The sequence below is a fragment of the Pseudomonas asgharzadehiana genome (assembly GCF_019139815.1).
In the GTDB taxonomy this organism is placed as follows: Bacteria; Pseudomonadota; Gammaproteobacteria; order Pseudomonadales; family Pseudomonadaceae; genus Aquipseudomonas; species Aquipseudomonas asgharzadehiana.
In genome coordinates this window covers 5,076,052-5,101,990 of the sequence record NZ_CP077079.1, presented here as the reverse complement: position 1 = coordinate 5,101,990, position 25,939 = coordinate 5,076,052, and the positions used below count along the sequence as shown (strand labels likewise).

Genomic DNA, 25,939 nt, shown 5'->3' with positions numbered 1-25,939 from the left:
TGAGGAACTCTTTTGATGCGCCCTTTTTTATTGCTCTTTCTGCTGTTCCCGGTGTTGGAGCTGTTCGTATTCGTTCAAGTCAGCAGTGCGATCGGCTTTTTCCCGGCCCTGTTGCTGATCATTCTCGGCTCGATGCTCGGCGTTCTGGTGCTGCGCGTCGCCGGGCTGGCGACGGCGCTGCGTGCCCGTGAAAGCCTGAACCGCGGCGAGCTGCCGGCCCAGACCATGCTCGAAGGCCTGATGATGGCCCTGGCGGGTGGCCTATTGATCCTGCCGGGTTTTATCAGCGATGTGATCGGCCTGGTCATGCTGCTGCCGTTCACCCGCAAACTGCTGGCCGGCAAGATGCGCCAGCGCGCCGAAGAAGCGGCGATACGCCAACGAGCGTTCGCCGACGACCTGCAATCGCGCGGTGGCCCGGCTCCACGCGAGCCGCTGGGGCGCGAAGGCGATGTGATTGAAGGCGAGTTCGAGCACCGCGACAGCAAATAACTGCTTCATCGGCACGGCACCTTTGGGTGCCGTGTTGCATTTCCCCGGCCGCAGACACAAAAAATTTCATCTACGCCCCCTTGTAATCAGCTTATGCGCCCTTATGTATCGGTCACCGCAAGGTTTCTGGTGGTGACACTAGACAGACTTCCGCGTTTCGCCCAGCGAACCGCGACCGGCACCGCCGGAATTTAACCCGCCGGAATTGATACCGGCCGATGAAAAACACAATTAGGAGAGATCGACAATGAGCAAGCTTCGTCCTCTGCACGACCGCGTCGTCATCCGTCGCAGCGAAGAAGAAAAGAAAACCGCTGGCGGCATCGTTCTGCCAGGTTCGGCTGCTGAAAAAGCCAACCACGGTGTGATCGTCGCTGCGGGCCCAGGCAAGACCCTGGAAAACGGTGATGTCCGCGCACTGGCCGTGAAAGTGGGTGACAAGGTTGTTTTCGGCCCTTACTCCGGCAGCAATACTGTGAAAATCGACGGCGAAGACCTGCTGGTGATGGCTGAGAACGAAATTCTCGCCGTACTCGAAGGCTGATTTCCCGCTCATTTTCCCGTTACTACAAAGTATTTAAGGAATATCGATCATGGCTGCTAAAGAAGTTAAATTCGGCGACTCCGCCCGCAAGAAAATGCTCACCGGTGTCAACATCCTGGCTGACGCAGTAAAAGCGACCCTGGGCCCGAAAGGCCGTAACGTGATCATCGAGAAGAGCTTCGGCGCTCCGACCATCACCAAGGACGGCGTTTCCGTAGCCAAAGAAATCGAACTGGAAGACCGTTTCGAGAACATGGGCGCGCAGCTGGTCAAAGACGTTGCCTCCCGTGCCAACGATGACGCAGGCGACGGCACCACCACCGCTACCGTTCTGGCTCAGGCCATCGTCAACGAAGGCTACAAGGCCGTCGCTGCCGGCATGAACCCGATGGACCTCAAGCGCGGCATCGACAAGGCGACCATCGCCATCGTTGCCGAGCTGAAAAACCTGTCCAAGCCATGCGCTGACACCAAGGCTATCGCCCAGGTGGGTACTATTTCCGCCAACTCCGACAGCTCCATCGGCGACATCATTGCCGAAGCCATGGAAAAAGTCGGCAAAGAAGGCGTGATCACCGTTGAAGAAGGCTCGGGCCTGGAAAACGAACTGTCGGTTGTAGAAGGCATGCAGTTCGACCGTGGCTACCTGTCCCCGTACTTCGTCAACAAACCAGACACCATGGTTGCTGAGCTGGACAGCCCGCTGATCCTGCTGGTCGACAAAAAGATCTCCAACATCCGCGAAATGCTGCCAGTACTGGAAGCCGTGGCCAAAGCCGGCCGCCCACTGCTGATCGTTTCCGAAGACGTTGAAGGCGAAGCCCTGGCCACTCTGGTTGTGAACAACATGCGTGGCATCGTCAAAGTCGCAGCCGTCAAGGCTCCAGGCTTCGGCGACCGTCGCAAGGCCATGCTGCAGGACATCGCCGTATTGACCGGCGGTACCGTTATCTCCGAAGAGATCGGCCTGAGCCTGGAAAGCGCCACCTTGGAAAACCTGGGTAGCGCCAAGCGCGTGACCATCTCCAAGGAAAACACCATCATCGTTGACGGTGCTGGCGTTGAAAGCGACATCGAGTCCCGTATCGCCCAGATCCGTGCGCAGGTTGCTGAAACCTCCTCGGACTACGACCGTGAAAAACTGCAGGAGCGTCTGGCCAAGCTGTCCGGCGGCGTTGCAGTGATCAAGGTTGGCGCCGGTTCCGAAGTTGAAATGAAAGAGAAGAAAGCCCGCGTTGAAGACGCCCTGCACGCAACCCGCGCAGCCGTCGAAGAAGGCGTGGTACCTGGCGGTGGCGTTGCGCTGATCCGTGCTCTGGAAGCCCTGACCGGCCTGACCGGCGACAACGCTGACCAGAACGTCGGTATCGCTGTGCTGCGTCGTGCTGTTGAAGCACCGCTGCGCCAGATCGCTGCCAACTCCGGCGACGAGCCAAGCGTTGTGGTTAACGAAGTCAAGAACGGCAAAGGTAACTACGGTTACAACGCTGCGACTGGCGTCTACGGCGACATGATCGAAATGGGCATCCTGGACCCTACCAAGGTGACCCGTTCGGCGCTGCAAGCAGCATCCTCCATCGGCGGTCTGATCCTGACCACCGAAGCGGCGATCGCTGATGCACCGAAGAAAGAAGGCTCGGCTGGCGGCGGTATGCCAGACATGGGCGGCATGGGTGGCATGGGCGGCATGATGTAAGCCAGCCTTACCCCTGTACTGAAAAAGCCCCGCCTGCAGTGATGCAGGCGGGGCTTTTTTGTGCGCGCTGTCTGAGGTTCAGCGCGGCGCCAAGGGCCTCGATGGCCGATACAGCAACAAACCATACAGGCCCAGGCAGATCAGCCAGCAAAAAATCGCCGTCCACACATTGTGGGAAAAGAAGTGCGCCCCTTGCAGCATGCGGCTCACTGAAAAGATGCTGCCCAAGCCGGCCGCGAAGAGGAATGCGTAGCGGGCCATCCGCGGCTTGCGGTCACGCAGTGCAAAAAACAGCGCGAACAGGGCGAACCCGGTGGCCGCATGGCCGCCGGGCCAACAGCGCCCGGGTTTATCGGTGGCGGGGCGATGGCTCAACAGTGTGCTGTAGGTTTCCTCGCCACCGAACTCCTTGAGGCTCCACGGGCACTGCACGCCGGTCAGGGTTTTCAACGGTGAAACAAAGGCGGTCGCCAGTCCAAGGGACAGCACCAGGCAGCCCAGTTCGCGGCGGTAGGGCTTGAGGCGTTGCAGGATAAATGTGCCGACAAACCCCAGGATTGCCATGACCGAAAACAGGATCACCAACTGCTTGGCGCGGTCATGCAGGATGTCTTCGAGCAAGAAGCTGTAGCGACCGACGAAGCCGCCCTCCGCCGCGTTGTAGAACCGTTTGGCGAGAGCCATGTCCAGTGGCGTCAGCTCCAGCAACAGCAATGCCAGCGCGGCGGCGGCGGGAATGCCCAGGTATAGCCGAAAATCAAGCGGCTTGGAAGCCGGCGCAACGGGAGGGGATGGCATGGCGGACCTTGATCGAAGACGTCCCGCACTCACCTGTGCGGGACGCTCTGTTTAGCGTGTGCTCAGCGCTGGGGCCTCGTCCTTGTGCCCCCTCCAACTCAGCAATTGTTGTTTGAACCCATAGCTGGCGGCCTGGTAGTAGGTGATCGCGCGCTGGATTAATGGATCATCGCTGTTCACCCGCAATTCCTGGCTCTCACCCAGGGCTTGGTCATGGCGACGCAGGCCCAGGCGTGGGCTGAGGATCGCCAGGTCCGTGCCGTCGAACAACCCCAGATGCTGGTAGTTGCCGACCACGACCCGAGGCGGCAGTGGGTTGTCCTGCAGCAGGTTGCGGCCAAAGAAGGTCGACTCGTAGCTCAGGTTGATCAGGCCCAACAGCGTCGGCGCAATGTCGATCTGGCTGGCCAATTGCGCGGTTTCCCGGGCATCGATCAGCGTTGGCGCATAGATGAACAAGGGGATCTGATAGTTGGTGATGGGCAGGTCTTCCTTGCCCGCGCTGCCGGCGGTGTGGTCGGCGACGAACACAAAGATCGTGTTATCGAACCACGGTTTCTTGCGCGCAGCGGCGAGGAATTCGCCGATGGCGTGGTCGGTGTATTTCACCGCGCCGTCGCGACCATTGCCGGATTTGATGTCGATGCGCCCATCCGGATAGGTGTAGGGACGATGATTGGAGGTGGTCATCAGTTGCAGCAAAAACGGCTGCTGCCTGGCGTAGTCGGCGTCGGCGAGCTTGAGGGTCTGTTTGTAGAGATCTTCGTCGGCCATGCCCCAGGCGTTTTTAAACGAAATTTCCGCTTCGGGCACGCTGCTCTGGTCTACGACCCGGTAACCGTTACCGCTGAAAAACGCGTTCATATTGTCGAAGTAACCGCGCCCGCCGTAGACGAACACGCTGTCGTAGCCGATGGCGGAGAGTTGTTGTCCGAGGCTGGCGAACCCGCTCTCGCGGCCAATGCGCTTGACGATCGAGCGCCCCGGCGTCGGAGGGATCGCCAGGGTGATGGCCTCAAGGCCTCGATCGGTACGGGTGCCGGTGGCGTAGAAATTATTGAAATACAGGCTTTGTTTACGCAGCTCATCCAGGTTAGGCGTGAGGTTGCGCCCATCGCCATTGCTGCCCATGTACTTGGCGCTGAAACTTTCGATGGTCACCAGCACGATATTGGGTTTGCGCAAGGTGCCGGGGTTGCTGATCTCGCGCCGGATATCCAGCGGGTCCTGGCCGACGAAGCGGGCGTTGGGTTCGCTGAGTTCGGCGCGCAATTGCTGGGCGACCACGTCGGTTGGCAAGGTTTTGTAGAACTGGGTGTAGTCCAGCTCGTTGTTACGGAACGCGGCGAAAAACTGATAGGGGCCGTTACTCGCCAGCTCGTTCTTGTAGGCGTTGCCACCCTGGGTGCGCGGGCTGTCCTGACTGATCAGTTGCAGGCTGAGGCCGGCGACGACCAGCAGCGCCGCGGCGTTCAACACGCGGCCGCGCAGGGCCGGCAGCGGAGCGTTCATCGCCGCGTTGAACGGTTTGCGCAGCGCCAGGCTCAGCACAATGGCCAGCATCGCCAGCAGGCTCAGCAGCTTGCCGATCGGGTAGGACTCCAGCAGGTTGTTCAGCACCTCGTCGGAATACACCAGGTAATCGACGGCAATAAAGTTGAAGCGCACACCGAACTCGTCCCAGAACAGCCATTCGGCGACCGCGGTGAACAGCATGGCGAACAGGCTCACGGTCAACACCGCCTGCAGGAACCAGCGGTGTCCACGGCGGCGCCACAGTCCCGCAGGGCAGAGCAGTAAGTAAAGTCCCAGCGGCAGCGCCGCATAGGCCAGGAAACCCAGATCGTAGAGCACACCGACGCCAAACACCGGCAGCAGGTTGCCGCCGACTTCGTCCAGGTGAGTAATGAGCAGCACGCTGCGAGTGAGCAGGAAAACCACCAGCCAGGCACCGGTGATCAACTGCAGATAGCGCATTGGCGCCGATTTGAAAAACCCCATGTCCATGTTCCTTATATCAATGGGCGGCGATATTCGTCCTGACGCTGTAGTCAGTTTGTGAAGCTATAGTGAAAAACTCGTTGAACGGTTGAATCGGTTGAAAACCCTTATCGACGCACCTTCCGGCTCTATCCCTGAGCCCTGCTTGGCCTTAAGCTGCGCGAGCCAACACGGCCGTTACCGCGTACGGAGACACTGCCCATGCGAATTTTATTGGTTGAAGACAACCGCGATATTCTGGCCAACCTGGCGGATTACCTGGGGCTCAAGGGCTACACCGTGGACTGTGCGCAGGACGGTTTGTCGGGCCTGCACCTGGCGGCCACCGAGCATTACGACCTGATCGTGCTCGACATCATGCTGCCCGGTATCGATGGCTACACCCTGTGCAAGCGCCTGCGCGAAGACGCCCGCCGCGACACGCCAGTGATCATGCTCACCGCGCGTGACCAGTTGGACGACCGGTTGCAGGGCTTCAAGTCCGGCGCCGATGATTACCTGCTCAAACCGTTTGCTCTGTCGGAACTGGCCGCGCGTATCGAAGCCGTGCTGCGCCGTGCTCAGGGCGGCGGCCGCCGCGCCTTGCAGGTCGGCGATTTGAGCTATGACCTCGACACCCTGGAAGTCACCCGTGAAGGGCGCCTGCTCAAGCTCAACCCGGTCGGCCTCAAGCTGCTGGCGGTGCTGATGCAAAAAAGTCCGCACGTGCTGCGCCGCGAAATCCTCGAAGAGGCGTTGTGGGGCGACGATTGCCCGGACAGCGACAGCCTGCGCAGCCACGTCCACCAGTTGCGCCAAGTCATCGACAAGCCCTTCGCCAAACCGTTACTGCAGACAGTGCACGGCGTTGGTTATCGTCTGGCCGAGGGGCGTGATGGAGTTTAAGCAAAGCCTTTCCCAGCGGATCATCATCGCCTTTGCCTTGATGAGTGCGTTGGTGGCGGGGGCCTTCGCCATGGGCATTATCGCGACCGTGCACCTGGTGGAAGAGAAGTTGATCTCGGCGGGCCTGGGCGGTGACTTGCAACGCTTGCTGCTGATGGACACGGTCGAAGACTGGCGCCACCGACCCGAGCCGGACCAGTTGTTCTATTTCAGCGGCGGGCCGGGCGATTTTGAATTGCCCAAGGACCTGCGGCATCTGGAGCCGGGCTTTCATGAAGTATTTCGCGAATCGCTGTCGTACCACGCCATGGTCGAAGTGATTGACGGGCGACGTTATGTGTTGCTGCAAGACCAAAGCGATTTCGAAGAGCGTGAGCGTGTGCTGTTTGCCGTGGTGCTGGTGGGCTTTGTGCTCAGCCTGGCATTGGCGGTGTTCCTCGGCTGGGTGCTGGCGCGCAAGGTGATGGCGCCGGTGGTGCGCCTGGCGCGTCAGGTGCGTCACCGCGACCAGTTGCTGGGGCTGGCGCCGCCCCTGGCGCCGGACTATGCGGCCGATGAAGTGGGTGAGCTGGCGGTGGCGTTCGACGCCACGTTGGGGCGGCTGCGCGCGGCGTTGTCGCGTGAGCAGTTGTTTACCAGCGATGTGAGCCACGAATTGCGCACCCCCTTGATGGTATTGGCTAGCTCCTGCGAGCTGTTGCTGGAAAACCCGGCCATCGACCAGCGCGGGCGTAACCAGGTGCAGCGCATTGCCCGTGCCTGCGAAGAAATGCGCGAGCTGGTACAGACCTTCCTGATGCTGGCCCGCGCCCAGCATAACGATGCCTCTATGTCGGCCCAGGTCACCCTCAGCCAGGTGGCGGACGATTTGCTCGGCATCTGGCGTGAACAAATCGAACACAAGGGGTTGGAACTGATCTACCAGCCAGGCAACCCCCTGGACACGCGCTACAACACGACGTTCCTGCATGCGGTGATGGGCAACCTGCTGCGCAATGCCTTGCATTACACCGAGCATGGTTTTATCCGGCTGACCCTGGAGCCGGCGGGCTTTGTGGTGGAAGACAGTGGCGTCGGCATTCCAGAAGAGAAACGCGAAGCGATGTTCGAGCCCTTCGTGCGCGGCAGCGAGAAGCGTGGTGATGGCCTGGGGCTTGGTTTGTCGCTGGTGCAACGGATCTGCGAGAACCAGGGCTGGAGCGTCAGCCTCAGCACCATGGAGCCCAATGGCTGCCGCTTTCATGTCGAACTGGGTCAGCCCGGCGCCTGACCCGTCCACCCTGCCGCAATCCTGCCAAACATCGTCGTCATTCGGCGAAGATGGCCCCATGATATTGTTTATGTCTGTAAAGTTTTGAAATGTATGGGGTTGGACAGGACAGGTTTTTCACACATGGTTGACCTGTTGATCACAGTTCGGTGCTTAACGTTGTAGGCATCAGTAACTGGAGATCAGTGATGTCTAACCCTATCAAGCTCGAATTTTCCGAAAAGTATGACGATGAGCATGCGCGGGAATATTTACTCAAGCATCAAGACAATCTGGCGCGTCGCCTGTCCCATAAACGCGACGAGCAATTGGCTCGTGGCGCCCTGGCGATGGCCGGTGAGCCAGGCCTGGTACTGGACCTGCCGTGCGGCGCGGGGCGGTTCTGGCCGTTGCTGGCAGAGAAACCCAACCGTGTGATTATCGGCGCGGACAATTCAGCGTCGATGTTGAAGGTTGCAACCGTCGCCCAACCCGCGGAAGTTGTGAAACGGGTACGACCCTTGCAGACATCAGCCTTTGATATCGACCTGCCAGATAACGCGGTCGACAGCATTTTCTGTATGCGCCTGCTGCACCATATTGGTGACCCGGCGCACCGGCTGGCGATATTGCGGGAGTTCCAACGGGTTACCCGCGACAGTGTGATCATTTCGCTGTGGGTCGACGGCAATTTCAAAGCCTGGAAACGCAAGCGCCTCGAAGGGCAGCGGCGTAGAAAAGGTGAGCAGGAAAGTTACCAAAACAGATTTGTGTTACCAGCTGCTACTGTTGAGGCAGAGTTCGAAGAAGCCGGTTTTCGTGTCCAGGAGTCTCTGGACTTCATACCGTTGTACGCCATGTGGCGAGTGTATGTATTGCGCAAGAGGTAGCAGGATGGCAGTTGAGTGCGTAGCAGGCAGTCACGTAGCTCCCGAAGACAAGTTTGATTATTTCTGGCGCCAGCAAGGCGAGTGGGTCGAGGAACCCAATCGTCGGCGCGGCGGTGAAAGCGGTGTGCAACGCGTGATGAGCGCCAATGGCCGCTTGCTCTACAGCAAGCGCCAGACCGGGCACATCTATCGCAGTTGGCTGCACCCGTTCGGTCGCCCCACCGTGTTGCGCGAGCGGGACGCCATCAAGGGCCTGCGCTTGTTGGATGTGCGCGTACCGGAGCTGGTGTTCTGCGAGGCGCGTCGCGATGCGGATCACCACTGGAAGGCACTGCTGGTGACAGCGGCGCTCGACGGTTTCGACGAAATTGAACACTGGTACGCCGCCGGTGGCCGTGAACGCTACGGCGAAGTAGTGCACGAGCGTGTGCTCAAGGAATTGGCCGGCACCCTGGCGCGTATGCACAAGGGGCGCTGGCAGCACGGTTGCCTGTACATCAAGCATATTTTTGTGCGGGTGATGGGCGAGGGCGACTCGGCCACTGTGGACGTGGCACTGCTGGATTTTGAAAAATGTCGCCAGCGCCTGACCGCTCATCGGGCGGCGTCCCATGACATGCGGCAACTGCGCCGCCATTCGTCGTGGAGCGATAGCGACTGGCAAAAACTCAGCTACTTTTACGAGACGGCGTTTGGCAGCGCTATCAAGGGTTTAACCAAATGAAGCTAGAAATAGCACGAGGTCTGTTCCTGGTGGGGGCGTTGGGCGTTGCTGCCTTGGCCCTGGCCGCGTGGGAGCAGCCTCGCACACAGGTACTCAGTGCAACGCAGGAGGGCGCGCAATGCCTGTTGCCGCGTGTCGCCAAGGCGAGTGTGGCGGCCAAGCCTGATCACGAGCTGCTGCTGTTCATGTTTGGCATGTCTCAAGGGATGAGGCCACAGAGTTGAAACGATCAAGCCAGCCGAAAAGGGCCTTGCGATGCGAGGCCCTTTTTTTTGCGTTATTCACCGCCGGGAAACGGCCAAACTCGGCTCAAATCAGGTGCAGATGGTTATCCCAGAGCCCCGCCGGCAACTCCAGCGGTGTTGCCACCAACGGTTGCTGGCGGCAATCGTAGAAGCGGCAACGCCCTTGACCGGAGGTGACGACAAAACCATCCGCCACCGCGCCGACACCCGCGCAGTCCGGTAACGGCCCATCCAGGCGCAGCTCGCCGCTGTCCATGTCCCAGATAAAGAAGCGGTTGCCACGCGGCGCGGTCAGCGCCACCAGGCGCAACTCGCTGTGCACCGCGACGCTGGCGGTGTAATGCCCCATCGCCTGCAACTGCTCATCGGCTACCGGGAAGGGGACGAACGGCTGCCCTGGCCGCTTGATCGCCAGCAGCTCGGAACGCTCTTGGGACGGCCCCATGAATTGCTGACCGGTAAGGATGGTGCCATCGCTGGCGATGCCCATGTGGCGCACGCTGTTCATCTGTTGCGCCAGGGTTTCCTTGCTGATCAGTGTGCCGTCGCGGCGCATCAATACCAGGCTTGGCTCCATGGCGTTGAGGTTCATCTCCACACGGCTTTCGGCTTCGGTGCGAATGCCGCCGTTGGCCACGATCAGTGTCTCGCCGTCGGGCATCCACGACACCTGGTGCGGGCCGATACCGTGGGTAGAAAGCTCACCGCTGTGCACCAGCCGCTCGCCTTCGAACTTATACACACCGAGCAGGCCGCGACCGGGGTCGGAGGTGTCGTTTTCGGTGGCGTACAGCGAGTCGCCGCTCTGGTGAATCACCGCATGGCCATAGAAGTGGCGATTGGCGTTCGAGGTAATGGTTTGCAGCAATGCGCCATCACGCAGGTCGATCAGGTAACTCTCGGTGCCTGGGCGTCGGGCAACAAACAACGCAATCGGTAGCGTGGGGTGGTTGATGATGTCGTGGCAACGCTGGCCAACCTGGGTGGCAAATACGGGTTTGCCGTCCAGGTGGTAGCCCACGGCGTAGTGCTTGCCGTCCGCATCATCCCGCGCCGACAACAGCAGCGGGCGTTTGTCTTTGCTTTTGAACAGCGTCCAGCCACCCAGGGTGAGTGCGCTGAGCAGTACGCTGCCAATGGCCAAAGCCTGTCGCCTGAGCATCATCAGTCACCGTCGTTGGCGTTAAAGCCCAGTTGGATGCCCAGCGCCTTGGCCAGTTCGCCTTCGTGCAGGCGGTGAACCACATTGAGGCTGTCGTAGAGGTCATTGAGTTGCTGGCGCCCGGCGTCATCGTTCAACAGTTCGTTGAGGGTGCGCTGGTTGCTGGCGAACAGTTTCAGCGATGCTGCATAGGCAGCGTCGATCTTGTCGGCCAATGGCTTCTGATCCGCCGGCAGCAGGCCGCGCAGGCCCTTGTTGTCGACGCCGACCCACACGGTCTGGGCGGCGGCGAGGCTGGCCTCCAGGCTTTGCAGGGACGACTGGCTGCGCCATGCGTCAGCCTGGAACGGCTGCGGGATGCCCTTGGTCTGGCGGCCCATCGGCGTGCCGAGTTTTTTCTTCAGGGTGTCCAGCGCGGTCACTTGCACACGCAGCAGATCAGCGATCGCTTCGTGGGAATCGGCGTAGCGCTGGTTGGGAAACTTGCTCATCTGCGCGAGCATGCCGTCGGTGCTATTCCAACTGGCCAGGATCTCTTCAGCCAAGGCTTTCTGACGGTCGCCGATGGCCACCAGCAGCGGGCAATAACGCGCTTTCTGTGCCGCGTCGGCGAGGTCGGTCTTGGCGTCGTAGAGGATGTATTCGTAGGCCGACAAGCCTTGTACCACCACGCTGGACTTGGCCAGTTCGGCGCCGTCGATCTGCGGCTGGCTGGCGACCAGTTGTTCTACCTGACGGCCCACCAGGTTCTTTTTGTCCGGCCAGAACTGCACCTGCCACGAACGGTTGCCTTCAGCCAGCGGGCCGATCAGCAGCGGTTGCAACTCGGCCCAGGCTTTTTGCGCGTGGAGGAAGTCTGCGCGGGCGGTGTCCAGGCTCTCCTTGCCTTGGCAGTAGGCCAGGGCACTGACGGCCAGTTGACGGTCGGCCTCGACCCAGCGGCTGTAGGTCGGCAGGATCACTTGCTTGGCGATCGCCGCCGAGGTCACGGCTTGCGGGTCTTGTGGCGAGCAGGCGCCCAGCGCAAGGGCGGCCAGGCTGGTGAACAACAACTTGGGACGGAACATGTCGAGCTCCCTTCTGTAAGTGGGGCAAAGCTTATAAAGAATTCAGGAACGCCAGCAACGCAGCGCGCTGCTCGGCATTGAAGGACAACACATGCTGCTGCGCCGCTTGTGCCTCACCGCCGTGCCAGAGCACGGCTTCCAGCAGGTTGCGCGCGCGGCCGTCATGCAGAAACTGGGTGTGGCCACTCACGGTTTGCGTCAGGCCGATGCCCCACAACGGCGCGGTGCGCCAGTCGCGGCCGCCGGCCTTGAATTCGCTGCGGTTGTCGGCCAGGCCCGGGCCCATGTCGTGCAACAGCAGGTCGCTGTAGGGGCGGATCACCTGGTTGGCCAGTTCAGGTTCGGCGGCCGTCGCTGCGGTGGTGAACGACGGTTTGTGACAACCCTGGCAACCCGCCTGGTAAAACAGGTTCTTGCCGTCCAGCACTTGTGGGCTGTCGACATCGCGACGCACGGGTACGGCGAGGTTGCGGGTGTAGAACAGCACCAGGCGCAGGATGTTATCGCTGACTTCCGGCTCGCCGTCGGGGCCGTTGCCGTTGGGCGCCTGCTTGCAGGCCACTTGGGCGTCGGTGCAGTCATCGAAGGGTCTCAGGGAGGTGGTGAGGCCCATATCACCAGAAAACGCGTGAACATTTTGTTGATTGAGGTTGGGTTGCCCGGCTTTCCAGCCAAAGCGCCCCAGAACAGTCTTTTGCCGAGCGTCATCCCACACCCAATTCGCGCGGCCGACCAGGGCTTCTTTATCGGCGGTTTTCGCGTCGGTGTTGCGCAGGATATCCGCCTCGCTGATGGCTTCGAGCAGGCCCAGGCCGATCATCGGCGGGGCGATGCGCGCAGAAAAACGCGTGTCGGGGTGCATCGGGCCATAGCCCAGTTGGGTGATCTGCAGGTTTGGCTGGCGCAACTCGACGACGGTACCGTCCTTGAAGGTGACGTTGACCGGCGTGTAGTCGACGCGCACCTTGCCTTCGGGTTCTACACCGGGCACGGCCATGTCTTGCAATTGCCCGCCATAGACCGGCTCGGGCACCACGCCGGCCTGTTCAATGAGTTTGGCGTAGGCGGGCGCATCCGGGATCGACAGACGCACCAGCATCGACACTGCATTGGCGGCGTCGGGCAGCGGCGGGTGGCCACGGCCATCCTTGATATGGCAGTTCTGGCAGGCGTTGGTGTTGAACAGCGGGCCCAGGCCATCACGCGCGGTGGTGGTGGACGGCGCGATCACCCAGGGGCTGCGGAAAAAGCTGTTGCCGACGCTGAAGTCCAGGCGGCGCGTGGGCGACAGGTTGGCCGACGGCAGGGAAAACGCGTTCTGGTCGCGCTTGTTCACCGTCGCCGCGCCGCCCGCACGCGCCTCACCCGGCTCGGCCTTGGCAAACCTGGGGGCGTTATCGCACGCAGTGAGGCCCAGGGCCATGCAAGCGATGGACAGACGAAAAAGCGAGCGGAACATCGAGTTTCCTGAACGAAGGCGAAAAATCTGGTCGCAAAGTCTAACAGGGCCGGGGGGAATGAATAAGAGCAATTATCGTTTGGTGGTAGCCGATTCATTCCCGCTAGAATGACCGCACATTTTTTTTGGAGGTGACCAATGCAGGCTATCGACGCTTTGCTCAACCGTGTTTCCGTGCCGCGCTTGCTGGAGCCGGCACCGACCCAGGCGCAGCGCGACGTGTTGTTCGCCGCCGCCATGCGCGCGCCTGACCACGGCCAGCTGCGTCCTTGGCGTTTCCTCACGGTGGAGGGCGCCGCCCGCGAGCGGATGGGCACGCTGCTGGCCGAAGCCGCGCGCCTGCAAGACGCCGACGCCCCGCAAGCCGCCATCGACAAGGCGCAGAACGGCCCGTTGCGCGCACCGCTGGTGGTGGTGGTGATTGCCCGTTTGCAGGAACACTTCAAGGTACCCAAATCCGAACAGTTGCTGGCCGCTGCCTGCGCCGCCCACGGCATTCTGCTGGCGGCATACGCACAGGGGATCGGCGCGGTGTGGCGCACCGGCGAATTGTCTTACTCCGCTCATGTCGCCAAGGGCCTGGGGCTGAAGCCGGATGAAGAAGTGATTGGCTTCCTTTACCTGGGCACGCCGCAAAACCCACCGCGCACGGCGCCGAAGGAAGATGTGGCGCAGTTTGTTCAAGCCTGGAACGGTCTTTGAACGATCACTGAGCTGCTTGATGTGGGCGCTGGCAAACCCCGCTCCCACAGCGGCTTCATGGCGTTGGTGAGCGGATCGTTGGCGGTGCAGGAGCGTTCAGAGCGGCTGGGTATGCCGTTCGGGGCGTGACCAGATCCACAGGTTGCCCAGGCTCATGCCGGCAATGGCCAGGTAAATCGGCCAGCCGTGGTCGAGCATCACCAGCATCACTATGGCGCACAGCAGCATGCTCACGGTGGCGCTGACCTTGGCCCTGCGCGCGATGATCTTGCCGTTGCGCCAGTTGAACAGGATCGGCCCGAACAGGCGGTGGTTTTCCAGCCAGGCGCTGAGGCGTGGCGAGCTTTTAGTGGCAGCCCAGGCAGCCAGCAGGATGAATTCGGTGGTGGGCAAACCCGGCACGACAATCGCCACCAACCCGATGCCCAGGCTGACGTAGGCCAGCAGTCCGAAAAGGAGCTGGACGATTTTCGAGGTGGATTGGGTTTTACCGGTCATGGTGAAACTTATCTGGGGAGAAGGTTTACAAAAGTGCGAACTGAAATGCAGTTTAACGGTGGAAGGGGGCTTGCACCCTCCCACAGTTGATCGCATTTCAATTCAGACGTCAGGCCAGTTCAGGCGCGCTAGCGTACGCCTGTTCCAGCAACACGGTGAAGCGTACAAACGCATCGACCGCGCCTTGTTCCACGGCGGCTTCTTCTTCGGCGCTCAATTGCAGAGCATCCAGGGTGCGGGTGAAGCTCTTCCAGCCTTCGGCGCGACCGCCGGCCGGTTCGCCCAGGTGGCGGGCCCCGAAGGTTTCGCTCATGCCCAGGCCCACGGCGCGTTTGATCAGGAACGCGGCGCCCAGCTTGGAACCTTCAGACACGAACAGCCAGCCCAGCGCTTGGGCCTTGCTTGGGTTCTTGAGCGCGCCGGCCACCGGTGCGGGCACTTCAGTGTCCAGGTCGGCAAGGTCCAGTTTGGCGGCGTCGGCGCGGCAGCGCGCGGCCAGGTCCGGGACGATCTTGATCAGTTCGGCATCGTTGTACAGGCCCACCAGTTCCGATTGGAACAAGTACTGCGCCACCACGAAACGGGCAAAGTTGGCCTGGGTTTCGAACGGTGCATGGGCTTTTACCAGCGCATCGAGCTTGGTGTGCGGCTCATTGGTGATCTGGTTCAAGCGCTGGGAGCGCAGGCTTGGGCGTTCTGCGGTAGGGGAAGCGGTCATGAAAAAGTCCTTGAGAAGGGAAGCGCCTTGTTGCCCTAAAGAGAGCGGTTATCAACTAGACGAACAAGAAGACGCGGCACAGTAAAAAATCCACACCTGGCCGATGAAATCTCGGCGAGGTGAGGGAGGCGTGGTCAGATGTCCCAGACCACGTTGATCGCAAAGTTGCGACCCGGCTGGGTCAGGCGGTCAAGGTTGGCGGGGCCCGTCACTGCGGCTTCGCCGACGCTGTCGTAGCTGCGCACGTCATCCCAGTTCCAGTACTTTTTGTCGGTCAGGTTGTAGAAGCCGCCGTTGAGGGTCACGTCGTTGGTCACCTTGTAGTAGGCGGTCAGGTCGAGAATGCCGAAGCCCGGGGTCTTGAACGGGCCTTCGGTGCTGCCGTCGGGGGCGTGAAAGGTGCTGCTGTCGACGCGATTCTGTTTTTTCACCAGGGTCCAGCTCAGCAGGCCACCGTAGTTGTCCTGCTCATAGCCCAGGCCGAACACGCCCTTGAGCGGGTTGACGCTGTTAAGCGGTTCACCGTTGTCGTCGTTGCGGCCGTGGGCGTAGGCAACCGCGCCTTGGGTGTAGAGGCCTTGTGGCGCGCCGAATGCGTCCAGGTTCAGGCGGCCCTTGGCTTCTACGCCCTTGACGGTGGCGCGTTTGATGTTCACGGCCTTGAACTGCTCGACGGTACCCGCGACCACGGCGTTGTCTTCGTCGATAAAGTCGCGGTACTTGTTGTAGAACACCGCGATCTCAAAAGACCCCTCGTCAAACTTCCCGCGAAGCCCGGTTTCGATGCCCTTGCTGGTTTCCGGCTTGAGGTCGGGGTTCGGCTCCACGAGATAGCCGATGTTCAGGTTCTCGAAGCGCCCATAGAGGGATTTGGCCGAGGGGGTGCGGAACCCTTCGGCGTACTGGCCGAACCATGTGTAGTGATCGGTCAGGGCGTAGGTCAGGCCAAATTTGGGCGTGACACGGTGCCAGGTTTTTTCCTTGTCGCTCACTTGGTCCGCACCGGTGGGGTTCACGGTGTTGAGGAATTCCTCGGTCAGCTTGGGTTTGAGCCGGGTGTAGTCGTAGCGCACGGCGGGCAGGAACGTCCATTTATCCCAGCTGATCTGGTCTTGTGCGAACAAGGAGTAAGCGTTGATGGTTGGGTCGGGGAAGTCACTGGACTTCTTCACGCTGTCGCCGGCTTGCGGGCTGGGCGCGCCGATGGCCGTGCAACCGGAGCCGACAGCGAGGCAATAGGCCGAGCCCTCGCGGGACCCGGTGACTTTTTGCTGTTTGAGCGTCGTGCCGTAGGTCACCTGGTGATCGGTTTCACCCAGGCTGAATGCTTTGTCCAACTGAGCGTCGAAAACCCACTGTTTCTCTTCGTAAAGCGTGTCGCGGGTACGCATCACGCGCCGGCCCGACTGATAGATTTCGGCGGTCGTCTGGTCGGTCTTGGCGATCTGGTAATTGAGGCTGGTCTTGATACGGTCGGCTATCGGTGACGCGAGGGCGAAGCTGTTTTCCAGGCCGAAACGTTCGCGGGTAATGGTGTCGTTGCCGCGACGGTCACGGTACAGGTTGAAACCGCGCCCGCCGATGAACGGGCCGCCCACCGCGTTCTTCAGGTTGATGTCGCGATCATCCTTGTACTTCTCATATGTCAGGCCCAGGCGGTTGTCGTCACCGTAGTTCCAGCCCAACTTGGCCAGCACGTTGGTGGTGCGCGCGTCTTCCGGGTTGGCGCCGGTGCGGTCCAGCCCGGTGGCGTTATTGCCGTCATAGGATTCGGTTTCATGGCCGTTGCGCTGGCTCAGGTGCAGCAGGCCGTCGAAGTCCTGCACGCGACCGGCGAGGGTGCCGGACGTCAGCCAGCTCTCATCGGCGGAGCTGTAGCCGGTCTTCAGGCGGGCGCCGACATCCTGGCCGGGCTTGATGATGTCATCCGGGTCGAGGGTGAAATAGCTCACCGCGCCGCCGATGGCGCTGCTGCCATACAGGGCTGAGGCGGGGCCACGCAGGATCTCTACGCGCTTGACGATTTCCGGGTCGACATAGTTGCGGCGGGTCTTGGCGTAGGGGCCGTTGAAAAAGTTGTCGGGTACTTCCACGCCGTCCACTTGGGTGAGGATGCGGTCGCCATCGATGCCGCGGATGTTGAAACCGGCATTGCCCGACCGTGTGCCGGCGCCGCCCACCGACACGCCGGGCTCGTAGCGCGCCAGTTCGCGGATGGTGTTCACGTTCTGACGGTCCAGCGCTTCGCGTTCATGCACGCTGACGGTGCTGGGCACACTGTTCACATCCTGTTCGTTGCGAGTGGCGCTGATGGTCACCTGCTGCAGGTTGAGGGTGCCGCCGGCTGCGCGTTTCTCCAGCACGATGCTGTTATTGCCCAGTTTGCGGTAGCCCAGGTTGGTCCCCACCAACAGCCGGTCCAGCGCTTTTTCCGGCGGCAGCGGGCCGCGCACGCCAGGCGACGACACGCCTTGGCCGAGCTCTGCCGGCAGGCCGACTTGCCAGCCGGTCACGGCAGTAAATGCGTTGAGCGCCGAGACCAGCGGCTGCTGCTCGATGCTGAAGGTGTAATTGCCGTGGCTGCGCGCGGCGGGCTCGGCGGCGCTGGCGGTCATCACCGGCACGCCGGCCAGCAGGATGGCGGCGGTCAGCAAGGACAGGACGGGCGAAGAAGACCGGCGATTGAAACGAGAGGACATCGAGAGCGCTCCGGGGTACGAATCTTATAGTTGCGAACCGAACCAAATAGGAATCAGTTGCATTGGCTAAGACGAGACGTACCACCGAGGGCTATCGAGTAAAAATTGTTCTCATTTAATTCAGGATAACCAGCGCCGGGTATTCCGAGAGCGTGGCCGAGGTGATGTGTGCCAGGGAACGCACCACGTCCAGCGGCTGGTCGAGGCGGTAATTTCCGGTGACGGCGACGCGGGCGAGACGGTCGTTGGTGTTGACGATCCAGCCGGGATAATACCGACGCAATTCGGCAAGCACTTCGCTCATCGGGCAGTTTTCGAAGATCAGCCGGCCTTGGACCCAGGCCAGGTCTTTGTTGGCATCCAGCTTGGCCGGCTGGCCGAAGCCTTTGGGGCCGATGCGGATACTTTGCCCCGCGCTCAGGCGCACGCGGGCGTCGTCGACGGTGTTGCTCAGGTCGACATCACCACGCTGCACTTGCACCTGGGCCTCGCCATTGAGGTAGCGCACGGCGAAGGCGGTGTCACGTACGCTGGCGCGCACTGGGCCGGCGTCGATCTGCAAGGGCTGGTCGTGGTTCGGCGTGACTTCAAAAAACGCTTCGCCCTGGTACAGGCGGGCGATGCGCTGGTGATCCTTGACGTCGCTGGAAAACGCCGAGTTGGTGTTGAGCAGCACTTTGGAGCCATCGTCCAGTTGCAAGCGCTGACGTTCGCCGACCACGGTGAGGTGGTCGGCTTGCAGGCGCACCGGCAAATTGCTGAAGCTGAACAGGCCGATCAACAGCACGGCGGCTGTTGCCAGTGGCTTCCAGTACGGTTTGATCCGGCGCCAGGCGCTGGGCGTGCGCGGCGCCGCCAGGGCCGCGGCGGCGCTGTGTACCGGCGCGCCACCCCAGGCCGCCTGGGCTTTTTCGAAGGCATTGGCGTGGGCCGGGTCGCTGGTCAGCCAGCTTTCAAACTCGGCCTGCTGCCCGGGCTGCGGGCACTGCAGGGCGATCAGCCAGTCGAGGGCCTGGTCCATAGCCGCGTCTTGCAACACCTCATGAGCCAGCTCATGGGCGCGCAGTTTGTTCGGGTCTGTCACGGTGTGCCTCGGGTCTTCGCCACGTTCTATTCATTTTCTACGGCTTGGGTCGACATTTCTGTCGGATGCAGCTTAAGGCCGATCCAGCCGTTCGGCCACACCTACGCAAATGGCCATGATCAATTTCAGTTCTTTTTGCACGGTGCTCAAGGACACGTTCAACTGATCGGCAATCTCCTGGTAGCTGCAACCGTGCAGGCGGCTGAGGATGAAGATCTGCTGCTGGCGCGCGCTTAACTGGCCCAGGCTGACGCTCAGGTGTTCCAGCAACTGCTCGGCCTGGGTGGCGTCTTCGGGGGGGCTGATGGGGGCGGCAACGCTTTGTAGGATGTCCAGCGGTACATCTTCCTGCAACGTACGGGCCTGGATCCGACGCGCGCGCAGGTGATCCAGCGCCAGGTTGCGTGCGGTTTGATAGACGAAGGGTTCGAGGTGATCGATGGGCCGCTCGCTCAGGGCCCGGGTGACGCGCAGGTAGGTTTCCTGCAACAGGTCCTCGGCGGTGCTGTGGTTATTCACCATCCGCTGCAAGGTGCGTAGCAGAATCACCCGTTGGGTGAGAAAGACATGGTTAAAGCGAGATTGGCTCACAGGCGTACCCGACCGATTTTCAGTTAATGATAATGCTTATCATCAACTGAAATGGCAAGTGGCTATTGCTGCAGGCCTACATAGAGCAAATGCGGGAAGGGGGCTTGCCCCGATAGCGCGGTGTCAGTCACCCCCATCTCTGACTGATAAATCGCCATCGGGAGCAAGCCCCTCCCACAAAAGCCACATGCACAACGCTCGTTATTCGGCGTTGCACAGTGCCAGGCAGTTATCCAGCATGCGGTTGGAGAAGCCCCATTCGTTGTCGTACCAGGCCAGCACTTTGAGCAGCTTGCCGCTTACCTTGGTGTGGTTGGCGTCAAAAATCGACGACAGCGGGTTGTGGTTGAAGTCGCTGGAAACCAGCGGCAGGGTGTTGTAGCCGAGGATTTTCGAGTGCTGGCTGGCTTCCTTGAGCAGCGCGTTGACTTCTTCGGCGGTGGCTTCTTTTTTCAACTGTACGGTGAGGTCCACCAGCGACACGTTGATCACCGGCACACGCACGGCCATGCCGGTCAGCTTGCCCGCCAGCTCCGGCAGTACCAGGCCCACCGCTTCGGCGGCGCCGGTCTTGCTCGGGATCATGTTCTGGGTGGCCGAACGCGCACGGTACGGGTCGGTGTGGTAGACGTCGGTCAGGTTCTGGTCGTTGGTGTAGGCATGGATGGTGGTCATCAAGCCGCTTTCGATACCCAGCTCGCGATGAAGCACCTGGGCGACCGGTGCCAGGCAGTTGGTAGTGCACGAGGCGTTGGAGATGATCTGGTGGGACTGGCGCAGAATGTCATGGTTCACGCCATACACCACGGTGGCGTCCGCACCCTTGGCCGGTGCCGAGATGATCACCTTGCGTGCGCCGGCGGTAATATGGGCGGCAGCCTTGTCACGGTCGGTGAACAGACCGGTGCATTCAAATACCACGTCGATCTTGTGTGCGGCCCATGGCAGGTCGGCCGGGTTGCGAATGGCACTCACGGCAATCCGGTCACCATTGACGGTCAGGCTTTCCTGATCGTGGGCGACCTCTGCGTCGAAAGTACCGTGCACGGTGTCGAATTTAAGCAGGTGGGCATTGATCGAGCTGTCGCCCAGATCATTGATGGCGACGATCTGCAAATCCTGGCGATAGCCTTGGGTATACAGTGCGCGCAGGACATTACGGCCGATACGGCCAAAACCATTGATTGCGATACGAAGAGTCATTGGAAGGTGCCTGTCGTCGATTTGTTGTAAGAATTACAAGATTATTCGCATAAAAATAGAAAACAAGCCTTTTTAGTGGCAATATTTTGTTCAATCTACAACGAGTGACCTGAATCAACTGGTCCGATGATTTAAACGACACCCTGCCATCCCATGCGCTGCGGGCGTTTGATCAGCATAGACACTCAGGTCGCCACATCCGTTAGCCTGGAGTTCTACACATGCATCCCCGCGTTCTTGAGGTCACCGAACGGCTTATCGCCCGCAGCCGCGCCACTCGCGAGGCTTACCTTGCGCTCATTCGCGGTGCCGCCAGCGACGGGCCGATGCGTGGCAAGCTGCAATGCGCCAACTTCGCCCACGGCGTGGCCGGTTGCGGCACCGAAGACAAAAACAGCCTGCGCATGATGAATGCCGCCAACGTGGCAATTGTTTCTTCATATAACGACATGCTTTCGGCGCATCAGCCGTACGAACATTTCCCGGAACAGATCAAGAAAGCCCTGCGCGAAGTCGGCTCGGTCGGCCAGTTCGCCGGCGGCACCCCGGCCATGTGCGACGGCGTGACCCAAGGCGAGCCAGGCATGGAACTGAGCCTGCTCAGCCGTGAAGTCATCGCCATGTCCACGGCGGTTGCGCTGTCCCACAACATGTTCGATGCCGCGCTGATGCTGGGCATCTGCGACAAGATCGTCCCCGGCCTGATGATGGGCGCGCTGCGCTACGGCCACTTGCCGATGATCTTCGTACCGGGCGGCCCGATGCCCTCAGGCATTTCCAACAAGCAGAAGGCCGACGTGCGCCAGCGCTACGCCGAAGGCAAGGCCACCCGCGAAGAGCTGCTGGAATCGGAGATGAAGTCCTACCACAGCCCCGGTACCTGCACCTTTTACGGCACCGCCAACACCAACCAATTGCTGATGGAAGTGATGGGCCTGCACCTGCCGGGCGCCTCGTTCGTCAACCCGTACACACCGCTGCGTGACGCCCTGACCCGCGAGGCCGCGCATCAGGTCACACGCCTGACCAAGGCCAACGGCAACTTCACGCCGATCGGCGAAATCGTCGACGAAAAATCCATCGTCAACTCCATCGTCGCCCTCAACGCCACCGGTGGTTCCACCAACCACACCTTGCACATGCCGGCCATCGCCATGTCGGCGGGCATTATCCTCACCTGGCAGGACATGGCCGACCTCTCCGAGGTGGTGCCGACCCTGTCCCACGTGTACCCGAACGGCAAGGCCGACATCAACCACTTCCAGGCGGCGGGGGGCATGTCGTTCCTGATCCGCGAGTTGCTTGAGGCCGGCCTGCTCCATGAAGACGTTAATACCGTCGCGGGCAAGGGCCTGAGCCGTTACATCCAGGAGCCGTTCCTGGTCGACGGTGAACTGGTCTGGCGCGACGGCCCCATCGAAAGTCTCGACGAAACCATCCTGCGCCCCGTGGCCCGCGCGTTCTCGCCCGAAGGCGGCCTGCGCGTGATGGAAGGCAACCTGGGGCGTGGCGTGATGAAAGTTTCCGCCGTGGCCCCTGAGCATCAGGTGGTTGAAGCACCGGCGGTGGTGTTCCAGGACCAGCAGGACCTGGCCGATGCGTTCAAGGCCGGCCAATTGGAAAAGGACTTTGTCGCGGTCATGCGCTTCCAGGGCCCGCGCTCCAATGGCATGCCGGAGCTGCACAAGATGACGCCGTTCCTCGGTGTGTTGCAGGACCGCGGTTTCAAAGTCGCGTTGGTGACAGACGGGCGTATGTCCGGCGCGTCGGGTAAGATCCCCGCCGCGATTCACGTCAACCCCGAAGCCCAGAGCGGCGGGCCGCTGGCGCGGGTGCGCGATGGCGATATCATTCGCGTGGATGGCGTGACAGGTACCTTGGAGCTTAAGGTAGACGCCGAAGAATTTGCAGCGCGCACGCCTGCCACGGGCCTGTTGGGCAATAACGTGGGCGCCGGTCGCGAGCTGTTTGCATTTATGCGCTTGGCCGCAAGCTCCGCAGAGCAGGGCGCCAGCGCCTTTACCTCTGCCTTGGAGACGCTTAAGTGAAGCTTGCGCTGGTCGGTGATATCGGGGGTACCAACGCCCGTTTTGCGTTGTGGCGGGATTCGGCACTGCATTCGATTCGTGTGCATGCCACGGTGGATTACTCCAGCCCTGAAGAAGCGATCAAGGTCTATTTGCAGCAAGAAGGCCTGAACATCGGCGATATCGGCGCAGTCTGCCTGTCGGTGGCCGGGCCGGTGAGCGGCGATGAATTCAAATTCACCAACAACCACTGGCGCCTGAGCAAGGCTGCGTTCTGCAACACGCTGCAGGTGGAGCAACTGCTGTTGGTGAATGATTTTTCGGCCATGGCCCTGGGCATGACCCGTTTGCAGCCCGACGAATACCGTGTGGTGTGCGCGGGCACGCCGGAGCCGTTGCGCCCGGCGGTGGTAATCGGCCCGGGTACTGGCCTGGGTGTCGGCACCTTGCTGGACCTCGGCGCAGGTCGTTACGCGGCGTTGCCGGGCGAGGGCGGCCATGTCGACCTGCCCCTGAGCAGCCCGCGGGAAACTCAGTTGTGGCAACACATTTACAACGAAATCGGCCACGTCAGCGCCGAAACCGCCTTGAGCGGCGGCGGGTTGCCGCGTCTGTACCGGGCGATCTGTGCGGTGGACGGCCACACGCCGGTGCTGGAAACGCCCGAAGCCATCACGGCGGCGGGTTTGGCCGGCGATCCGATCGCCATGGAAGTGTTGGACCAGTTCAGCATCTGGCTGGGCCGGGTTGCAGGCAATAACGTGTTGACCACCGGTGGGCGCGGTGGCGTGTACATCGTGGGCGGGGTGATACCGAGGTTTGCCGACTTCTTTATCACCAGCGGTTTCGCCAAAAGCTTCGCGGACAAAGGCTGCATGAGTGACTATTTCAACGGCATTCCGGTGTGGCTGGTGACAGCGCCGTATTCGGGGTTGACCGGGGCGGGTGTGGCGCTTGAGCAGGCTTTTACGTAGGCATCAAGAACACCCCATAACAACAAGGAGGACCCCGTGAGCGTAATCAGTAAATCGATTCTCCTCGTCGACGACGACCAGGAAATCCGCGAATTGCTGCAAACCTACCTCAGTCGCGCCGGTTTCCAGGTGCGGGGCGTACCGGATGGTGCGGGGTTCCGTCAGGCGATGAACGAGGCGCCGTGCGACTTGGTCATCCTCGATGTCATGCTGCCGGACGAAGACGGCTTCAGCCTTTGCCGCTGGATCCGCCAGCACCCGCGCCAGGCGCAGGTGCCGATCATCATGCTGACCGCCAGTTCCGATGAGGCCGACCGCGTGATCGGCCTGGAGCTGGGCGCCGACGATTACATCGGCAAGCCGTTCAGCCCCCGTGAGTTGCAGGCGCGGATCAAGGCCCTGTTGCGCCGCTGCCAGTTCGGTCAGGAGCGCAGCAGCGGCGGCGATGTGCTGGTGTTCGATGAATGGCGCCTGGACATGATCAGCCATCGGCTGTTTCACGTGGATGGCGAAGAGGTGATCCTTTCCGGTGCCGATTTTGCCTTGCTCAAATTGTTTCTCGACCACCCACAGGAAATCCTCGACCGCGACACCATCGGCAACGCCACCCGTGGCCGCGACCTGATGCCGCTGGACCGTATCGTCGACATGGCCGTGAGCCGCCTGCGCCAACGCCTGCGCGACACCGAAAAGCCGCCGCGGCTGATCCGCACCGTGCGTGGCAGCGGCTATCAACTGGCAGCCAGCGTGGTTGCCGGCAATGCCCACTGAGCCTGTAACCGAACGCCGCCGCCGCTTCCCGGTGCCGCGCTCATTGCTGGGGCGCATGCTGCTGCTGACCTTGCTGGTGGTGCTGTTCGCCCAGGCTCTGTCCAGCGTGATCTGGGTGTCGCAGTTACGCGCGACCCAGCTCGAAGGCCTGGTCACCAGCGCCCGGAGCCTGGCGCATTCGATGACCGCCAGCGTGAGTTACTTCCGTTCGTTGCCGGTGGCCTATCGGCCGTTGGTCCTCGACCAATTGCGCAGCATGGGCGGCACCCGGTTCGTGGTGACGCTCAACGATCGCCCGCTGGAGATGCAGGTACTGCCCGAAACCCCGCGCAAACAAGCGGTGCTGGTCGCGGTCGATGAAGTACTGCGCCAGACCCTTGGTGCCGACGTGGTGATCTCAGTGGAGTTCGTCAGTGCCGAAGACCTGCGCATCTTCAATGCCGGCCTCAAGCTTGATGAGCTGCCGCGCTCCTGGGCTCATTACGCCTTGACGCTGGAGCCCGTGAACCCGCCGGTGCTGGTCACCCAGATTCAACTCGCCCCCGGCGAATGGCTGTACATCGCCTCGCTGTTGCCCGAGCCCTACACCAGCCTTGAGGAACAAGGCCTGCCGTCCCAGCAGGTGTGGTTTATCGTGCTGACCAGTGGTTTTCTGCTGTTATTCATCGGCCTGTTGGTGCACTGGCAGAGCCGCCCACTCAAGCGCCTGGCGCGGGCGGCGCGGGATATGTCGCTGGGCGCCGACGTGGAGCCGGTGGCCGAAGGCGGCGGCAGCGAAGTGGTGGAAGTGGGTCGTGCCTTCAACGCCATGCGCGAGCGCATCAGCCGTTACCTGACCGAGCGCAGCCAGTTATTCAGCGCGATTTCCCACGACCTGCGCACCCCGATCACCCGCCTGCGCCTGCGCGTAGAGCTGCTGGAAGACGAAAACCTGCAAACCAAATTTGGTCGCGATCTGGATGAATTGGAGCTGCTGGTGAAAGGCGCGTTGCAATGCGTCAAAGACACCGATATCCACGAGAACATCCAACCCGTCGACCTCAACCATGTGCTCGAATGCCTGGTGGAACCTTACGTCGCGCCGAACGGCAATGGTCGCGTGACCCTGGATGGCTACGCCCTGGCGGCCTACCCAGGCAAGCCACTGGCGCTCAAGCGCTGCATCGGCAACCTGATCGACAACGCGTTGAAGTACGGGCAGAACGCCCATTTGCATATCGAAGATGATGGCGCGCAGTTCATCCTGCACGTGGATGACGAAGGGCCCGGGGTGCCGGAACAGCGTTTGGAGCAGGTGTTCGAGCCCCACTTTCGTCTGGCCGGGCAGCAGCAGGGTTATGGGTTGGGCCTGGGGATCGCGCGCAATATTGCCCATAGCCATGGCGGGGAAGTGAGTTTGCAGAACCTTCGCGAAGGCGGGCTGAGGGTGACCCTTCAGCTCCCGCGAACGCTGGACTAAC

The 25,939-nt window shown here is 61.3% G+C and carries 24 protein-coding genes; 13 read left to right on the top strand and 11 right to left on the bottom strand.

Translation table 11 applies throughout. The annotated features are described in order from the left end of the window. The first annotated feature begins 15 nt into the window (after positions 1-15). The 3 genes from KSS96_RS23175 (at position 16) to groL (ending at position 2,732) form a co-directional block, all read left to right on the top strand. Entirely contained in the window at positions 16-492 is a 477-nt protein-coding gene (locus KSS96_RS23175) for an FxsA family protein (RefSeq protein WP_065876665.1), read from the top strand. A 247-nt stretch (positions 493-739) separates the two neighbouring features. Then, positions 740-1,036 carry a co-chaperone GroES gene (locus KSS96_RS23170; protein ID WP_017529276.1) on the top strand — a complete coding sequence of 99 codons (297 nt, stop codon included), beginning with the start codon at positions 740-742 and terminating at the stop codon, positions 1,034-1,036. 49 nt (positions 1,037-1,085) lie between these two features. After that, positions 1,086-2,732 carry a chaperonin GroEL gene (groL, locus tag KSS96_RS23165; RefSeq protein ID WP_017529275.1) on the top strand — a complete coding sequence of 549 codons (1,647 nt, stop codon included), beginning with the start codon at positions 1,086-1,088 and terminating at the stop codon, positions 2,730-2,732. Between the two features lie 78 nt (positions 2,733-2,810). Here the strand turns inward: groL and KSS96_RS23160 are convergent, their stop codons facing one another. Both KSS96_RS23160 and KSS96_RS23155 read right to left on the bottom strand, forming a co-directional pair. Continuing rightward, entirely contained in the window at positions 2,811-3,530 is a 720-nt protein-coding gene (locus KSS96_RS23160; protein WP_017529274.1) for a phosphatase PAP2 family protein, read from the bottom strand. Between the two features lie 51 nt (positions 3,531-3,581). Further along, entirely contained in the window at positions 3,582-5,531 is a 1,950-nt protein-coding gene (locus KSS96_RS23155) for an LTA synthase family protein (protein WP_068935932.1), read from the bottom strand. A gap of 201 nt (positions 5,532-5,732) precedes the next feature. Between KSS96_RS23155 and colR the strand changes: the two genes are divergently transcribed. From colR to KSS96_RS23130, 5 genes are all read left to right on the top strand, one after another. Further along, positions 5,733-6,416, top strand: coding sequence for a two-component system response regulator ColR (gene colR / locus KSS96_RS23150; protein WP_003175870.1), 684 nt, complete (start codon positions 5,733-5,735; stop codon positions 6,414-6,416). Further along, a complete protein-coding gene (locus KSS96_RS23145; protein ID WP_065876663.1) occupies positions 6,406-7,686 on the top strand; it encodes a sensor histidine kinase in 1,281 nt (426 codons plus the stop codon). Before colR ends, KSS96_RS23145 begins: the two co-directional genes overlap by 11 nt. A 188-nt stretch (positions 7,687-7,874) precedes the next feature. Further along, positions 7,875-8,555, top strand: a complete 681-nt coding sequence (locus KSS96_RS23140; protein WP_017529271.1) for a class I SAM-dependent methyltransferase — start codon at positions 7,875-7,877, stop codon at positions 8,553-8,555. Positions 8,556-8,559: 4 nt separating this feature from the next. Continuing rightward, complete coding sequence (locus tag KSS96_RS23135; RefSeq protein WP_017529270.1) at positions 8,560-9,279, top strand: lipopolysaccharide kinase InaA family protein; 720 nt, start codon at positions 8,560-8,562, stop codon at positions 9,277-9,279. Further along, entirely contained in the window at positions 9,276-9,503 is a 228-nt protein-coding gene (locus KSS96_RS23130) for a hypothetical protein (protein WP_017529269.1), read from the top strand. The genes KSS96_RS23135 and KSS96_RS23130 overlap by 4 nt, the downstream gene beginning before the upstream one ends. 85 nt (positions 9,504-9,588) lie before the next feature. Here the strand turns inward: KSS96_RS23130 and KSS96_RS23125 are convergent, their stop codons facing one another. The 3 genes from KSS96_RS23125 to KSS96_RS23115 are packed head-to-tail and all read right to left on the bottom strand — an operon-like array spanning position 9,589 to position 13,212. Then, complete coding sequence (locus KSS96_RS23125; protein WP_217856502.1) at positions 9,589-10,686, bottom strand: DUF1513 domain-containing protein; 1,098 nt, start codon at positions 10,684-10,686, stop codon at positions 9,589-9,591. Between the two features lie 2 nt (positions 10,687-10,688). Next, the gene (locus KSS96_RS23120) at positions 10,689-11,753 is read right to left on the bottom strand and encodes an imelysin family protein (protein ID WP_017529267.1); all 1,065 of its coding nucleotides are present in this window, start codon (positions 11,751-11,753) and stop codon (positions 10,689-10,691) included. 31 nt (positions 11,754-11,784) lie between these two features. After that, positions 11,785-13,212 (bottom strand): di-heme oxidoreductase family protein, encoded by a 1,428-nt coding sequence (locus tag KSS96_RS23115; protein ID WP_017529266.1) that lies wholly within the window; start codon positions 13,210-13,212, stop codon positions 11,785-11,787. Positions 13,213-13,350: 138 nt separating this feature from the next. Between KSS96_RS23115 and KSS96_RS23110 the strand changes: the two genes are divergently transcribed. Further along, complete coding sequence (locus tag KSS96_RS23110) at positions 13,351-13,914, top strand: NAD(P)H nitroreductase (protein ID WP_017529265.1); 564 nt, start codon at positions 13,351-13,353, stop codon at positions 13,912-13,914. Positions 13,915-14,010: 96 nt separating this feature from the next. Here the strand turns inward: KSS96_RS23110 and KSS96_RS23105 are convergent, their stop codons facing one another. From KSS96_RS23105 to gap, 6 genes are all read right to left on the bottom strand, one after another. Beyond that, positions 14,011-14,412: a YbaN family protein gene (locus KSS96_RS23105; RefSeq protein ID WP_217855344.1), complete on the bottom strand. Its 402-nt coding sequence runs from the start codon at positions 14,410-14,412 to the stop codon at positions 14,011-14,013. 109 nt (positions 14,413-14,521) lie between these two features. Beyond that, positions 14,522-15,130: a biliverdin-producing heme oxygenase gene (locus KSS96_RS23100; protein ID WP_217855343.1), complete on the bottom strand. Its 609-nt coding sequence runs from the start codon at positions 15,128-15,130 to the stop codon at positions 14,522-14,524. A 134-nt stretch (positions 15,131-15,264) separates the two neighbouring features. Continuing rightward, a complete protein-coding gene (locus KSS96_RS23095) occupies positions 15,265-17,829 on the bottom strand; it encodes a TonB-dependent receptor (RefSeq protein ID WP_116079248.1) in 2,565 nt (854 codons plus the stop codon). Between the two features lie 115 nt (positions 17,830-17,944). Next, positions 17,945-18,913 (bottom strand): FecR family protein, encoded by a 969-nt coding sequence (locus KSS96_RS23090; protein WP_065879542.1) that lies wholly within the window; start codon positions 18,911-18,913, stop codon positions 17,945-17,947. 72 nt (positions 18,914-18,985) lie between these two features. Beyond that, positions 18,986-19,504: an RNA polymerase sigma factor gene (locus KSS96_RS23085; protein WP_017529260.1), complete on the bottom strand. Its 519-nt coding sequence runs from the start codon at positions 19,502-19,504 to the stop codon at positions 18,986-18,988. 201 nt (positions 19,505-19,705) lie between these two features. Continuing rightward, positions 19,706-20,707 carry a type I glyceraldehyde-3-phosphate dehydrogenase gene (gene gap / locus KSS96_RS23080; protein WP_003175856.1) on the bottom strand — a complete coding sequence of 334 codons (1,002 nt, stop codon included), beginning with the start codon at positions 20,705-20,707 and terminating at the stop codon, positions 19,706-19,708. A gap of 221 nt (positions 20,708-20,928) precedes the next feature. Here gap and edd point away from each other — a divergent pair, with 221 nt between their 5' ends. The 4 genes from edd to KSS96_RS23060 are packed head-to-tail and all read left to right on the top strand — an operon-like array spanning position 20,929 to position 25,938. Continuing rightward, positions 20,929-22,755 carry a phosphogluconate dehydratase gene (gene edd / locus KSS96_RS23075; RefSeq protein ID WP_003175855.1) on the top strand — a complete coding sequence of 609 codons (1,827 nt, stop codon included), beginning with the start codon at positions 20,929-20,931 and terminating at the stop codon, positions 22,753-22,755. After that, entirely contained in the window at positions 22,752-23,708 is a 957-nt protein-coding gene (locus KSS96_RS23070) for a glucokinase (protein ID WP_065876985.1), read from the top strand. Before edd ends, KSS96_RS23070 begins: the two co-directional genes overlap by 4 nt. Before the next feature lie 36 nt (positions 23,709-23,744). After that, entirely contained in the window at positions 23,745-24,479 is a 735-nt protein-coding gene (locus KSS96_RS23065) for a response regulator (RefSeq protein ID WP_017529258.1), read from the top strand. Further along, positions 24,469-25,938, top strand: a complete 1,470-nt coding sequence (locus KSS96_RS23060) for an ATP-binding protein (protein ID WP_017529257.1) — start codon at positions 24,469-24,471, stop codon at positions 25,936-25,938. Before KSS96_RS23065 ends, KSS96_RS23060 begins: the two co-directional genes overlap by 11 nt. The last annotated feature ends 1 nt before the right edge of the window (position 25,939 follow it).

Coding starts and splice junctions, on each gene's coding strand:
- KSS96_RS23175 (WP_065876665.1), top strand. CDS start 16: ATGCGCCCTTTTTTATTGCTCTTTCTGCTGTTCCCGGTGTTGGAGCTG.
- KSS96_RS23170 (WP_017529276.1), top strand. CDS start 740: ATGAGCAAGCTTCGTCCTCTGCACGACCGCGTCGTCATCCGTCGCAGC.
- groL (WP_017529275.1), top strand. CDS start 1,086: ATGGCTGCTAAAGAAGTTAAATTCGGCGACTCCGCCCGCAAGAAAATG.
- KSS96_RS23160 (WP_017529274.1), bottom strand. CDS start 3,530: ATGCCATCCCCTCCCGTTGCGCCGGCTTCCAAGCCGCTTGATTTTCGG.
- KSS96_RS23155 (WP_068935932.1), bottom strand. CDS start 5,531: ATGGGGTTTTTCAAATCGGCGCCAATGCGCTATCTGCAGTTGATCACC.
- colR (WP_003175870.1), top strand. CDS start 5,733: ATGCGAATTTTATTGGTTGAAGACAACCGCGATATTCTGGCCAACCTG.
- KSS96_RS23145 (WP_065876663.1), top strand. CDS start 6,406: ATGGAGTTTAAGCAAAGCCTTTCCCAGCGGATCATCATCGCCTTTGCC.
- KSS96_RS23140 (WP_017529271.1), top strand. CDS start 7,875: ATGTCTAACCCTATCAAGCTCGAATTTTCCGAAAAGTATGACGATGAG.
- KSS96_RS23135 (WP_017529270.1), top strand. CDS start 8,560: ATGGCAGTTGAGTGCGTAGCAGGCAGTCACGTAGCTCCCGAAGACAAG.
- KSS96_RS23130 (WP_017529269.1), top strand. CDS start 9,276: ATGAAGCTAGAAATAGCACGAGGTCTGTTCCTGGTGGGGGCGTTGGGC.
- KSS96_RS23125 (WP_217856502.1), bottom strand. CDS start 10,686: ATGCTCAGGCGACAGGCTTTGGCCATTGGCAGCGTACTGCTCAGCGCA.
- KSS96_RS23120 (WP_017529267.1), bottom strand. CDS start 11,753: ATGTTCCGTCCCAAGTTGTTGTTCACCAGCCTGGCCGCCCTTGCGCTG.
- KSS96_RS23115 (WP_017529266.1), bottom strand. CDS start 13,212: ATGTTCCGCTCGCTTTTTCGTCTGTCCATCGCTTGCATGGCCCTGGGC.
- KSS96_RS23110 (WP_017529265.1), top strand. CDS start 13,351: ATGCAGGCTATCGACGCTTTGCTCAACCGTGTTTCCGTGCCGCGCTTG.
- KSS96_RS23105 (WP_217855344.1), bottom strand. CDS start 14,412: ATGACCGGTAAAACCCAATCCACCTCGAAAATCGTCCAGCTCCTTTTC.
- KSS96_RS23100 (WP_217855343.1), bottom strand. CDS start 15,130: ATGACCGCTTCCCCTACCGCAGAACGCCCAAGCCTGCGCTCCCAGCGC.
- KSS96_RS23095 (WP_116079248.1), bottom strand. CDS start 17,829: ATGTCCTCTCGTTTCAATCGCCGGTCTTCTTCGCCCGTCCTGTCCTTG.
- gap (WP_003175856.1), bottom strand. CDS start 20,707: ATGACTCTTCGTATCGCAATCAATGGTTTTGGCCGTATCGGCCGTAAT.
- edd (WP_003175855.1), top strand. CDS start 20,929: ATGCATCCCCGCGTTCTTGAGGTCACCGAACGGCTTATCGCCCGCAGC.
- KSS96_RS23060 (WP_017529257.1), top strand. CDS start 24,469: ATGCCCACTGAGCCTGTAACCGAACGCCGCCGCCGCTTCCCGGTGCCG.